The organism is Streptomyces sp. NPDC028305 (assembly GCF_055569495.1).
In genome coordinates this window covers 105,396-118,051 of the sequence record NZ_JBVHTN010000004.1, presented here as the reverse complement: position 1 = coordinate 118,051, position 12,656 = coordinate 105,396, and the positions used below count along the sequence as shown (strand labels likewise).

Genomic DNA, 12,656 nt, shown 5'->3' with positions numbered 1-12,656 from the left:
GAAAGCCGGTCAGGCCTCCGGCAGCGGCGTGGAGCCGGCGTCCTCGGCGACCGGCCGCCCCGTCAGCGCCGCCAGGCTGCCCCGTACGTGCTCCAGGTGCGACTTGAGCTCCTCACGCCGCTCCACGTGCTCGCGCAGCGTCCGCTCCGTCTCCCGCTCCAGGCGCTCCTCCCGGGCCCGGGCCTGCGCGATGATCTCCGCCGCCTGTCCCTGGGCGTCCTCCTGCCGTAGCCGCGCCGCCTGCTCGGCCATCGCGTACTCCCGCTTGGCCTCGGCGAGCTTCTGCTGCACGCGCTCCTCCAACCGGTCGATGCCCGCGGCCACCGCGGCCTCCCGCTCGGCGATCTCCCGGCCCGCCGCCTCCCACCGATCGCCGTGGTCCCGCTCCAGCTCTGCCAGTACGGCGGCGCTGCGCTGCCGCGTCTCCTTCAGCGCCGACAGGGCCTCGGCCCGCCACTCCTTGGCGTCCTGCCGCGAGGCGGCGCGCAGTTCGTCCACGTCCGCCTGGCACGCCTCCAGCGTCGAGCGCGCGGACGCCTCGGCGGCGGCCCGCACCCGCCCGGCCTCCTCGCGGGCGGCCTCCTCGACCGTACGGGCCGCGGCCCGCGCGGCGTCCCACAGCTCCTGGGCCGAGCCCTCGGCCCGCGCCCGCAGGCTCGCGGCCTCCTCCTCGGAGGCGAACAGAATCAGCCGGGCGCGGTCGCCCAGCGATTCATACGTCTGGGGGGCCAGCTGGACGACCGCCTCGCGCAGCCGCTCGGCGTCGGCGGCCAGCTCATTGCCCAGGACCGTCAGCCGCGCGGCCCGTTCCCACGCCGCGTCGCGCGCGTCGGACAGCTCCGCGAGAGCGCGGTCAACCTGCTCGGGGCGGTAGCCGCGGCCCCGTCCGCCGATGGTGAAACCTTGACGTGACACCGATGCGCCCATCCTTGGAACCCCTTTTGTCCGGCATGCAACCGCTCCGGCGCACATCTTTATAGATCGCGGCTAATCGCCCATAACGCGACACTCCGCCCATCTCCTTCGGTCGGAGATGTCGTGTCCCCCAGATGTCGCCCGATGTCGTCGCCAGCGGACCCGGACAACACAACGACGAGGCGCCCGCCCCCGTCACGGGGGTCGGGCGCCTCGGTCCTGATGTTCTGGCGCTGTTCGCCTCAGAGTTCGCTCAGAGCAATCCGTCCCACATCTGCTCCAGCAGCACCGACCACCAGGTGTCCGGCGACGACAGCGCCGCCGGGTCCAGGCAGGCCAGCTGCGCCTGGAAGTCGACCGTCCAGCGGCCGGCCTGCTCCGGCGTCAGCCCGAACCGCAGCCGCCACATCCGGCCCAGCAGGGCCAGGCAGCGGACGAAGTCCGGCAGCGAGGAGTTGACGAACTGCGGCGGCACGGACGTGCCGCCGGGGCCCGCCTCCACCGGCACCGCCACGATGTGCGCGGTGCCGTACTGCACGCAGAGCTGACGGCCGAAGTCATTGCCCATGACCAGGTACGAGCCCGAGTCCGGCGCGGGCTGCACCCCGCGCTCGGCGGCCAGCTCGGCCAGCGTCGGCACCGGGCGGCCCTGGTGGGCCTGCGCCCAGAAGAACGGCCCGAAGTCCATCGGCAGCCCGGACCAGACCAGCGTCTGCGCGACCACGTCCGGCACGCCCATCCGCGACACCGCCCGCTGGTCGAAGCGGAAGATGCCCTGCGGGCCGAACGACTGGAGCAGTTCCTGCGCGAGCAGCTCCGGCGGCACCGGGGGCACCCGCTGCACCTGGCTGGGGTGCGGCAGCGGCACCCGGTTGGGAGCCGGGCGAGCCGGGCCATCCGCCACCTGGTGCAACTCGCCCTGATGCTCGATCAGGTGGCGCACGCCCTGCTGACGGGTCGCGTGGTCACGCCCGTACGCCGCCGTGTGGCTGATCCGCACCTGCGGCCAGGTCTCCTTGATCATCCGCGCGCAGTAGCCGCCGGGCAGATCGCAGGACTCCAGCTCGGTGTGGAGCTCCAGCACTTGCTGCGGCGGGACGTTCATCCCGCGTAGCTCGTGCAGGATCTGCCACTCGGGGTGCGGGGTGCCCGGCGCGGAACGGCGGATGAGCTGCTGCTCGGAGCCGTCCTGCGCGCGGTAGCGCAGCACCGCCATGTAGCCGGGGCCGACGGTCGGCTGACCGGCCGGCGGCGTGGGGTAGGCGTACGCGCCACCGGGCGGGGGCACGCCGGGGCCGGGCATCCCGGGCGGGGGCGTACCCGGACCGGGCATGCCGGGCGGGGGCGTGCCGCCCGCGAGCATCGTCGCGGCCGCGTGCACCCCACCGGGAGCGCCGGGCTGACCGGGGCCAGGGCCGGGACCCGGGCCGGGGCCGCCGGGGTAGCCGGGGCCGGGCGGCGGGGGCGGCGGGGGCGGCGTCGGCGCACCGCCGGGGCCGGGCACGCCGGGCCGGCCCGGGGCACCGGGGACACCCGGGGCACCGGGCGGACCGGGCGGCTGCGGGCCGCCGGGGCCCGGCGCGCCAGGGACGCCGGGCGCGCCAGGGCTGCCGGCCAGCATCGTCGCCGCCGCATGCACCCCACCAGGAGCACCAGGCACACCAGGAGCCCCCGGGGCACCAGGAGCGCCGGGCGCACCCGGGGCACCGGGCGGACCGGGGAAGTTGGCGGCGGGACCGGGCGGAGGCGGCGTCTGTGCGCCCCCGGCTCCGGGCACGCCCGGCGGACCGGGCGGCTGCGGACCCGACACACCGGGCTGGCCCGGGACGCCGGGAGCACCGGGCGGGCCGGGCGGCTGCGGGCCGCCCGCCCCCGGCGCGCCGGGCACGCCAGGCGCGCCAGGACCACCGGCCAGCATCGTCGCCGCCGCATGCACCCCACCAGGAGCACCAGGAGCACCAGGTGCAGCAGGAGCACCCGGGGCGCTCGGCGGAGGCATCGCGCCCGCGCCCGGGGCGCCCGGGGCCAGCGGCGGAGGCGGCGTCTGCGCGCCACCAGGGGCACCAGGAACGCCCGGGGCACCGGGAACGCCCGGGGCACCTGGGGCGCCAGGGGCGCCGGGCGGCATCGCGAGGCTCTCGGAGTCGAGCGCCGAGACCAGTTGGGTCGGTACGTACCCTCCGGCCGGCGCGCCCGGGGCACCCGGGCCGGACGGCGGCGGAGTCGGGGTCCGCGGCCCCGGGGCCGGACCGGCGCCGGGAGCGCCCGGCGCACCGGGCGGCGGGGGCGGCGGACCGCCAGGCATCGCCCCGGGAGGCGCGGAGGGCGCCCCGGGGACGCCCGGGCCCGCGGCCGGCGCGCCCGTCGGGGGCGGCATGTCGAGGGCCGGCGCGAGGGCGGTGGGCGGCAGCGCGCTGCCCGCCGACATCAACTCGGTCTTGGCGTCCGGCCGCACGCCCGGCGCCGGGGTGTCCTCGTCGTCCGAGCCCGCGAGCGGCGGGGCAAAGACCGTAACGGGCGGGGCGACCGAGCGGTCGCTGTCGTCGCCCCGGGAGTTGGTGTCGGCGCCCGCCCACGGCGTGCCGCCGGCCGGTGTCGCCGGGGCGCCGGGGGCCGCGGAGCCCGCGGGGGTGGCCCAGGGGCTTCCGGTGCCGGGCTGCCCACCGTGAGAAGCGTCGTCCGAGGGCCGCGCGCCCGCTCCGGCGCCGGGGACGCTCGAACCGGACCCCGGCCAGTCGTCCACCCCGCGGTCGGTCGAACCACCGCCGTACGAAGCAGATGCCGCCGAGGCCGACGCCGCCGGCGCCTGCGACCCCGGCCAGTCGTCGACCGGCTCCGGGTCACGACCGGCCGAGCCGCCCGCCGCGGACGCTCCGGCTCCGGAGCCCGCCGCGCCAGAACCCGGCCAGTCATCCGCCCCGCCGCCGACCGAACCACCACCGTACGAACCCGAACCCGGGCCCGAACCCGCAGCCGCCCCCGCGCTGGAACCAGCCGCGCCAGAACCCGGCCAGTCGTCCGCCCCGCGGTCGGCCGAACCACCACCGTACGAACCAGATGCCGCCGAGGCCGACGCCGCCGGCGCCTGCGACCCCGGCCAGTCGTCCGTTCCCGTTCCCGGCTCGCGGTCGGCGGGCCCGCCCGAGGCCTGCGACCCCGGCCAGTCGTCCACCGCTGCCGGCTCACGGTCCGCGGAGCCGCCCGCCGAGGCCGCCGCACTCGCGTCCGTGCCGGAGTCCGCCCCGGCCCCTGCCCCCGTCCCGGAGTCCGCCGTGGAAGCGCCGCTGCCGCCGCTCGACCGCTGATCGGGGATGCCCCTCGCGTCCGCCGCCTCCTGAAGCCAGTCGGGCGGGGTCAGCAGGAAGGACGTCGCGTTCAGGTCGATGCGCTGGGGCCGCGCGCCCGTGTTCTCCTGGCGGCCGGCCGAGGCCCCGTACTCCTCCTCGTACCGGCGGATGACCTCGCCCACCGGCAGCGCGGGCCACAGGGACGTGTCCCCGCTGTCGCGGGCGATGACCAGCCGGGCGCCGTCGGCGGGCGCGTCCGAGACGGGGCCGTCCGCGCGGTCCTCGGCCCAGGCCACAAAGCCCAGGTCGAACTCCCGCACCCGCACCTCGCGCTGCTGGTAGCCGGGCACATCACCGTTGATCCAGAGCTCCGCGCGCTCCTGCGCCTGAGCGAAGGTCACCATCGCGCTCACCCCTCCACCGGGACGGCGTACGCGAAGCCGCCCTCCACCATCAGGTTGGCCACGGTCTCCAGCTCCGGCGGGTTCCCCGCGAGCCGCAGCAGGAAGGCGTCGAAGTCGTCGCCGCACGGGAGCATCAGGTGCTCGACCCGCTCCTGCACCGTCCAGCCGTCGCGGTCCCGCGCGTCGTCGTACGCGCAGAACCACGCCGAGCCGGCCGCGTCGCCCTTCACCTTCACCGCGATCACTCCGCCCTGGACGAAGCCGACTCCGAGGAAGTCCTTGGTGAAGTGGTCGCGCAGGCACTTGTTGACGTAGACGAGGTCGTTGACCGCGGCCTCGTCGCGCACCGTGAAGAACGGCTGGTCGACCAGGAGCCCGAGCTCCGGGTCCAGCGCGGCGCCGACGGGCGCGCAGCCGCCCGCCGCCTTCAGGAAGGCGCGGTACGCGCCGGGCAGCCGGTAGCCGAGGTCCTCCTCGACGCCGAGCACCTGCTCCTCGGTGACCGACAGGCCGCGCTTGGGCAGCGTGAAGTGGACCGGACGGGTCTCCTGGAGCGGCCGGGTGCCGCGCTTGTCCTGGTCGACGGCGGCCGTGGCGAGCCCGGCGTGGTGCCGCAGCAGCGCCTTCACCTCCACCGGGATCAGCTCCAGGCGGCGGGTGCCGACGACGTGGTGCCAGGTCCAGCCGTGCGGGGTGGCCACGCTCGACGCGCCGTCCCACAGGTCGTGGCCGACGGCGTGCTGTGCGGCGTTGGCGGACACGAAGTCGGTCAGCCGCAGTTCGTCGACGCCGAACCCCTCGGGCGGCTCGGCTATTTCGACCGCCGCGCGCGCATAGGGCGTAAAGTCCGGATAGCCGCTTTCGTCCACTCGCACGCCCTTGGGGTGCCGGGCGGCCCTCACCGGGTCCGGGAAGTGCACGACCTGCCCGGCGTAGGCCGTGTTCGGTGGCGCGGCGTGCTGCCCGAGCCGACCTGTCGTCATGGCGGATGCCCCCTGCTGCTGCTGGCTGGTACGGACAGACTATGCGGTACCGCGACCCCGGACCCCGTCGCGCCCGGACCGCATGACCGGCCCCGGCCAACGGGCGGACCGCCGACCTCCGGCCCGACCTGCACCGGTCTCCCCGGACTTTCGCACCACGCGCCACATTTGGCAGGCTGATCTTCGCAACCGGGGGGATTGCGCGGGAATTGCGCGCGGATTGCGCAGGGAGGAAAGGGGAGGGAACACAGAAGATGCACACCACTCCGAACGGCCACGACGGCGCCGCGCCCGGGCCTGAGCGACCCCGAGGAAGTCGAGGCGGGCCCCCACGCCGCCTGGCACGGCGCCCCCAGCTACCGCTGGGGGTACCCCCGGCTGCGTTGTCGGAGTCGCCCGCCACGCCGCGTCAGCGGCATATCGACCGCAGCGCCCAGTACGAGGACGATCCTCCGCCTTGCGATCCACCGCACCAGACGACGCGGGAACCCACCCCCACTTCCCCGGGGCCGCTCGGCGACCCACGGCTCAGCTGGAGCGAGACCGACGGCACCGACGGGCCGCCACCGCTTCTGCACCGCCGCGACGGCATCCTGCCGACCGTCGCCGCCGCGCTCTCCGTCCGCGGCCAGACTCTCACCTCGACCGCGAGCAAGGGCGACCAGCCGCCCCCGCTGCACCCGCTGGTCCAGGACTTCCTGGACACGCTCACCAGCGCGCAGCGCGAGCGGTTCACCGGCCGCTGCCCGGAGGCGATCCTGCTGTCCCGCCATCTGACCGGCGTCGAGGCGAACCGCTCCAAGCGCGCCGCCCGCAAGCCGCTCACCCACGGCGAGGCCCGCCGCGCCTTCAAACACGCCAAGATCACCACACGCCGGATCCGCGAGGCCGGCGATCCACGGCACGGCGGCTACGCCCCGCCGTGCCGGTCCTGTGTGCCGCTGCTGGCCCACTTCGGCGTACGGACCGTGGGGCACGAGCCCGGGGCCGGGGCCGCGGCGGGCCCGGTGAGGGGCTGACGTTGGACACATCCAGACGCGTACGAAGCATGGACTCGACCCGCTTCGCCGTCCCCGTCGACGCCGCCCTGCGCGAGGCGGGCTGGCAGCCGGGACGCCGTAACGTCCACCAGGCCGAGGTCTGGGCGGACACCCTGCGCGCCCACACCTCCCCGGCCGGGCATCTGCACGCCATCTTCCCGGCGGCCGTCGAGGCGTGGGCGGAGTTCGGGGGCCTGCGGGTCATCCCGCCCGGGGCCGGGCGGCACATCGCGCCGACGCCGTTTCACCTCGATCCGCTGCACGGTCTGCATCTGGCCCGGACCCTGGGCGACCTGGGGCGGGCACTGGGCACGGAGCTCTGCCCGCTGGGCGAGGAGGCCGACGGACAGGCGTTGCTGACCATCGACGCGGAGGGCCGGGTGTACAGCCTGGACCACACCGGGGACTGGTTCCTGGGCCCGGACATCGACGCGGCGCTGACGGCGTTGGTGACGGGGGTACAGCCGCAGCGCCTGCCGCGCGGGTAGCGGCTCGACGGGCGGCGACTCTGAGGAATCACCCACACTTTCGAGCCAATTTCGAGCAGGGATGAATAGGGCAAAAAACCCACATTCACCCCTGCCCCGCTATGCGCTCCGCCCTATGCGCTCTTCGCCCGCTCGGCGTCCCGGTCCCACACCGGGAGATCCACCCGGCCGTTGCCCGCACGATCCGGTGCGCCATCCGCCGTACGGTCCGGGATGACCGCCGAGACCCGGAAGCCGCCCGACTCCGTGGCCCCCGACACAAAACCGCCGCCGAGCGTCGTCACCCGCTCCTTCATCCCCAGCAGGCCGTTGCCGCCGCTCGGCAGCCCCGCGTCCGCCGCGCCCCGCTCCGAGGGGCCGTTCTCCACCAGCACCGCGACCTCCGAGGGCCGGCGGGCGAGCCGGACCCGCGCCTTCGCGCCCGGCGCGTGCTTGTGGACGTTGGTCAGGGCCTCCTGCACCACGCGGTACGCGGTCTGCTCGACCCGGGGGGCGTAGCCGCGCTCCTCCCCCTCGACCGACAGCTCGACGACCATCCCGGCCGCCCGCGACTGCCCGACCAGGGTCTCCAGCTCCGCCAGCCGCGGCCCGCCCGCGACGCCGGCGGGCGCCCCGGCCGGCCCCGCGCCCCCGGCCGCACGCGCGCTCCCCGCGCCCTCCGCGGCCGACGCCCCGGCCGCCTCCGCCGCGGCCGACGCCGCGGCGGCCACCGCCGCCAGCGGCACCGGCTGCGCGTCCCGGCGGGCGCCGGCCGAGGCCGGGGCCCGCTGGCCGACGTCCTGGGAGCGCAGCACGCCGAGCATCTGCCGCAGCTCGGTCAGGGCCTGGCGGCCCATGTCGCCCACCAGCGCCGCGTTCTTCGCGGCCTTCTCCGGGTCCTTGAGGGCGACCGCCTGGAGGGCCGCCGCGTGCACCACCATCAGGCTCACCCGGTGGGCCACCACGTCGTGCATCTCCCGCGCGATGCGGGTGCGCTCCTCGTTACGGGCCCACTCGGCCCGTTCCTCCGCGCGGTCCGCCAGCAGCGACAGCTCGCGCTCCAGGCCGTCCGCCCGCTCCCGCAGGCTCTCCACGAGCCGGCGCCTGGCCCGTACGTACAGCCCGAGCAGGATGGGCGGCGCGGTAAGACCCAGGGACATCACCACCGCGACCAGCGGGATCACCCACACGGTGGAATCCGCGCCGCTGCCGCCGGTGCGGTGCATGTCCTCCTGGAAGCGGATGGTGGAGATGATGAGCGTGCCCACGCCCGACATCCCGGCCAGCACGGCCGTGATCCGGCGCGGCACCTCGGAGGAGGCCAGGGTGTAGAGGCCGACGATGCTGAGCATGAGGCCCATCTCCGCGGGGGTGACCGCGATCGATATGAGCACCACGGCGATCGCCCAGCGCCGCCGCAGCAGCAGCGTGGCGCCGACGACCAGCCCCGTCGCCACTCCGGCGGCGACCGGGATGCGCGCGTCATGGGCGAAGGCGACGCCCTCCGCGGCGCACTCGACCGCGGACAGGACGGCGATCACGATGTCCAGCACCATGCTCCGCCGCCGCGGCCACCACCACGGCCCGGCGGGCGCGCCCCGCGCGCCCGCCGTTTCGGCTTCCCCCGTATCCCCCGTCGAAGTCATACCGACAGACTACGGCCGGATGCGGGCGGTTTGACCCGGGACACGAGGGCCGGAGCGCGCTCGGCCCGGGGATCGCCGGTATGTGATTCGCGCGACGCGGCTTGTGATCTGTCCGGCGCAGCGGGGGGGCTCTACCGTCGCGTCGAGGGCGCTCGGTACGGCATAGTGGTGGAGGCCAAGTCGGCCACCCCCACCAGGTGTCCGACTTTGACCGATTTACCATCCCCTGTGGTGTAATCAGGCAGCACACCGGTTTTTGGTACCGTTTGTCAAGGTTCGAATCCTTGCAGGGGAGCTCGCATTCCGCCCCCCGATCTTCCGACCGGGGACCCACCCTCGTTTCCGCCCCGAAACCTCTCGGTATCCTGCGGGTGTCCACCCCGAGCCGAGCCCGAAGGGCACATCCGTGAGCGTCAACCGCCCGGCAGCCGTCGTCGTCCTCGCAGCGGGTGAGGGCACCCGCATGAAGTCGGCGACTCCCAAGGTCCTGCATGCGATCTGCGGCCGGTCCCTCGTCGGGCATGTCGTCGCCGCCTCCCGCGAGCTGTCCCCCGAGCACCTGGTGGTCGTCGTCGGCCACGCCCGCGAGCAGGTCACCGCCCATCTCGCGGAGATCGACGCCGAGGTGTGCACCGCCGTGCAGCACGAACAGAACGGCACCGGGCACGCCGTCCGGATGGGGCTCGAGCAGCTCTCCAACAGCGGGGTCGCCCTGGACGGCACCGTGGTCGTCGTCTGCGGGGACACCCCGCTGCTGACCGGCGAGACCCTGGGCCGCCTCTCCGAGACCCACGCCACCGAGGGCAACGCTGTGACCGTCCTCACCGCCGAGGTCCCCGACGCGACCGGCTACGGCCGCATCGTGCGCGACGGGGCGAGCGGCGCGGTCACCGCGATCGTGGAGCACAAGGACGCCACCGACGCCCAGCGCGCGATCCGCGAGATCAACTCCGGGGTCTTCGCGTTCGACGCCCAACTGCTGATCGACGCCCTGGGCAAGGTGCGGACCGACAACAGCCAGGGTGAGGAATACCTCACCGATGTGCTGGGCATCCTGCGCGAGGCCGGGCACCGCGTCGGCGCCTGTGTGGCGGGCGACCACCGCGAGATCGTCGGCATCAACAACCGGGTGCAGCTCGCCGAGGCGCGCCGGCTGCTCAACGACCGGCTGCTGACCCGGGCCATGCTCGACGGGGTGACCGTCGTCGACCCGGCCACCACCTGGGTGGACGCCACCGTCACCTTCGAGCCGGACGCCGTGGTGCACCCCGGCACCCAGCTGCTTGGCGCCACCCACCTCGCGGCGCACGCCCAGGTCGGCCCGAACTCCCGGCTCACCGACACCACCGTCGGCGAGGGCGCGACCGCGAGCTTCACCGTCGCCGAGGGCGCGGAGATCGGCGCGGCCGCGAGCGTCGGCCCGTACGCGTATCTGCGCCCGGGCACCCGGCTGGGCGCCAAGGCCAAGGCGGGTACGTACGTGGAGATGAAGAACGCCCGGATCGGCGAGGGCACCAAGGTGCCGCACCTCTCCTACGTAGGCGACGCGACCATCGGCGAGTACACCAACATCGGTGCCGCCAGCGTGTTCGTGAACTACGACGGCGTCAACAAGCACCACACCACCATCGGCAGCCACTGCCGTACCGGAGCGGACAACATGCTTGTGGCTCCGGTCACGATCGGGGACGGCGCCTACACCGCCGCCGGCTCGGTCATCACCAAGGATGTGCCCCCGGGCTCGCTCGCTGTCGCACGCGGCCAGCAGCGGAATATCGAGGGTTGGGTCGCCCGCAAGCGTCCCGGAAGCGCCGCCGCGAGGGCCGCCGAGTCGGCCCACGAGGAGGCCGCGGGCGAGGGATGACCCGCGCACGGGTGCGCCGTGCGGGGCGTACGGTGATAAGCGCATCAAAGTGACATCCAAGGAGACTTGCTGTGACCGGGATCAAGACGACCGGCGAGAAGAAGCTCATGCTCTTCTCCGGCCGCGCCCACCCCGAGCTGGCCGAGGAGGTCGCCCACGAGCTGGGCGTCAGCTTGGTCCCGACCAAGGCATTCGACTTCGCGAACGGCGAGATCTACGTCCGTTTCCAGGAGTCCGCGCGAGGCGCCGACTGCTTTTTGATCCAGAGCCACACGGCTCCGATCAATAAATGGATCATGGAGCAGCTCATCATGGTCGATGCGCTGAAGCGGGCTTCCGCGCGCTCCATCACCGTGATCGTGCCGTTCTACGGCTATGCCCGCCAGGACAAGAAGCACCGCGGCCGTGAGCCCATCTCGGCCCGGCTGATCGCCGACATGCTCAAGACCGCGGGCGCCGACCGGATCCTCACGGTCGATCTGCACACCGACCAGATCCAGGGCTTCTTCGACGGCCCGGTCGACCACCTCTTCGCGCTGCCGGTGCTCGCGGACTACGTGGGCGCCAAGGTCGACCGCGACAAGCTGACCGTGGTCTCCCCGGACGCGGGCCGGGTGCGCGTCGCCGACCGCTGGTGCGACCGGCTCGGCGCCCCGCTGGCCATCGTGCACAAGCGCCGCTTCCCGGACGTGGCCAACCAGGTCACCGTCCACGAGGTCGTGGGCGATGTGCGGGGCCGGGTCTGCGTCCTGGTCGACGACATGATCGACACCGGTGGCACCATCTGCGCCGCGGCGGACGCGCTGTTCGCCAACGGCGCGGAGGACGTCATCGTGACGGCCACCCACGGCGTGCTGTCCGGCCCGGCCGCGGACCGGCTGAAGAACTCGAAGGTGAGCGAGTTCGTCTTCACCAACACCCTGCCCACCCCGAACGAGGTCGAGCTCGACAAAATCACCGTGCTGTCGATGGCGCCGACCATCGCCCGCGCGGTCCAGGAGGTCTTCGAGGACGGCTCGGTGACCAGCCTCTTCGAGGAGCAGTGATGGCCGCCGGCGAGTTAGGACCCGGCGCCCCGAGCGCTCGCCGACCGATCTGAGGCCACCCCGCGAGGGGTGGCCTCAGCCATGTGCCGAGGCACGAGTCCCGGGACGGTAGAATTGCCGGGTTGCTCGGCGAGGGAAGCTGTGTGCGGTGATGTACGCGGCTCGTCCGTTATCGACGCGCTCTTCGTAGAGATGGTCTGTCGTGGGCCGGGTGACGGCCGTCAGATCCGCTTGCCGTCAGATCCGCTTTCAGCGGACACAGCGGCATACAACGACTACGAGGAGTGCAGCCATGGCTGAGGTCAAGATTTCCGCCAAGAACCGTACCGAGTTCGGCAAGGGTGCCGCCCGCCGCGCCCGCCGCGAGGGCCTGGTCCCGGGTGTGGTGTACGGCCACGGCTCCGAGCCCGTCCACGTCAACCTGCCGGGCCACGACCTGATGCTCGCGCTCAAGACCCCGAACGTGCTGCTCAGCCTCGACGTCGAGGGCAAGAAGGAGCTCGTCATCCCCAAGGCGGTCCAGCGCGACGCCATCAAGGGCTTCCTCAAGCACGTGGACCTGCTCCTGGTGAAGCGTGGCGAGAAGGTCACCGTCGAGGTCCCGGTCCAGACCGAGGGCGAGCTGGCCCCGGGCGGCAACCTGCTCGAGCACGTGCTGAACGCGCTGCCGGTCGAGGCCGAGGCCACCCACATCCCGCAGGCGGTCACCGTCTCGATCGCGGGCCTGGACGCCGGTCACTCCGTCCTCGCCAAGGACATCACCCTGCCGGCCGGCACCACCCTGGCCGTGGAGGAGGACGCCGTCGTGATCCAGGTCGTCTCCGCCCAGGCCGAGGCCCCGGCCGCCGAGGGCGAGGCCGAGGGCGAGGAGGCGTAACAACGCCCGAGGAGGCGTCACGCGCCGAGGCCTGAGGCCGAGGCGCCACGCCACCCCCTGCCCGTTCCGGCCGCCGTCCCGCCCCCGCCCCTCCCGGGGCCGGGCCCGGGGCGGCGGCCGGTCCTTC

At 74.2% G+C, this 12,656-nt stretch carries 9 protein-coding genes and 1 tRNA gene; 6 read left to right on the top strand and 4 right to left on the bottom strand.

Annotated features, from left to right (window positions below):
• Positions 1–9: 9 nt before the first annotated feature.
• From ACZ4WQ_RS16735 to ACZ4WQ_RS16725, 3 genes are all read right to left on the bottom strand, one after another.
• Positions 10–927 (bottom strand): cellulose-binding protein, encoded by a 918-nt coding sequence (locus ACZ4WQ_RS16735; protein WP_468022265.1) that lies wholly within the window; start codon positions 925–927, stop codon positions 10–12.
• Positions 928–1,168: 241 nt separating this feature from the next.
• Positions 1,169–4,606, bottom strand: a complete 3,438-nt coding sequence (locus ACZ4WQ_RS16730) for an SUKH-4 family immunity protein (protein ID WP_468022264.1) — start codon at positions 4,604–4,606, stop codon at positions 1,169–1,171.
• Positions 4,607–4,611: 5 nt separating this feature from the next.
• Positions 4,612–5,589, bottom strand: a complete 978-nt coding sequence (locus ACZ4WQ_RS16725; protein WP_385351902.1) for an SMI1/KNR4 family protein — start codon at positions 5,587–5,589, stop codon at positions 4,612–4,614.
• A gap of 383 nt (positions 5,590–5,972) precedes the next feature.
• Between ACZ4WQ_RS16725 and ACZ4WQ_RS16720 the strand changes: the two genes are divergently transcribed.
• Entirely contained in the window at positions 5,973–6,608 is a 636-nt protein-coding gene (locus tag ACZ4WQ_RS16720) for a YwqJ-related putative deaminase (protein ID WP_468022263.1), read from the top strand.
• 29 nt (positions 6,609–6,637) lie between these two features.
• Positions 6,638–7,117: an SUKH-3 domain-containing protein gene (locus ACZ4WQ_RS16715; RefSeq protein ID WP_385351908.1), complete on the top strand. Its 480-nt coding sequence runs from the start codon at positions 6,638–6,640 to the stop codon at positions 7,115–7,117.
• A 113-nt stretch (positions 7,118–7,230) separates the two neighbouring features.
• Here ACZ4WQ_RS16715 and ACZ4WQ_RS16710 read toward each other — a convergent pair whose 3' ends face one another.
• A complete protein-coding gene (locus ACZ4WQ_RS16710; protein WP_398370895.1) occupies positions 7,231–8,742 on the bottom strand; it encodes a sensor histidine kinase in 1,512 nt (503 codons plus the stop codon).
• Between the two features lie 222 nt (positions 8,743–8,964).
• On the opposite strand from ACZ4WQ_RS16710, the gene ACZ4WQ_RS16705 reads away from it, so the two are divergent.
• The 4 genes from ACZ4WQ_RS16705 to ACZ4WQ_RS16690 all read left to right on the top strand — a co-directional run bounded on the left by ACZ4WQ_RS16705 (position 8,965) and on the right by ACZ4WQ_RS16690 (position 12,529).
• Positions 8,965–9,037: transfer RNA gene (locus ACZ4WQ_RS16705), tRNA-Gln, on the top strand.
• Between the two features lie 111 nt (positions 9,038–9,148).
• A complete protein-coding gene (gene glmU / locus ACZ4WQ_RS16700) occupies positions 9,149–10,606 on the top strand; it encodes a bifunctional UDP-N-acetylglucosamine diphosphorylase/glucosamine-1-phosphate N-acetyltransferase GlmU (protein WP_398370893.1) in 1,458 nt (485 codons plus the stop codon).
• A 71-nt stretch (positions 10,607–10,677) separates the two neighbouring features.
• Positions 10,678–11,652, top strand: coding sequence for a ribose-phosphate diphosphokinase (locus ACZ4WQ_RS16695; protein WP_468022262.1), 975 nt, complete (start codon positions 10,678–10,680; stop codon positions 11,650–11,652).
• Between the two features lie 292 nt (positions 11,653–11,944).
• Entirely contained in the window at positions 11,945–12,529 is a 585-nt protein-coding gene (locus ACZ4WQ_RS16690; RefSeq protein ID WP_311726324.1) for a 50S ribosomal protein L25/general stress protein Ctc, read from the top strand.
• Positions 12,530–12,656: the final 127 nt, after the last annotated feature.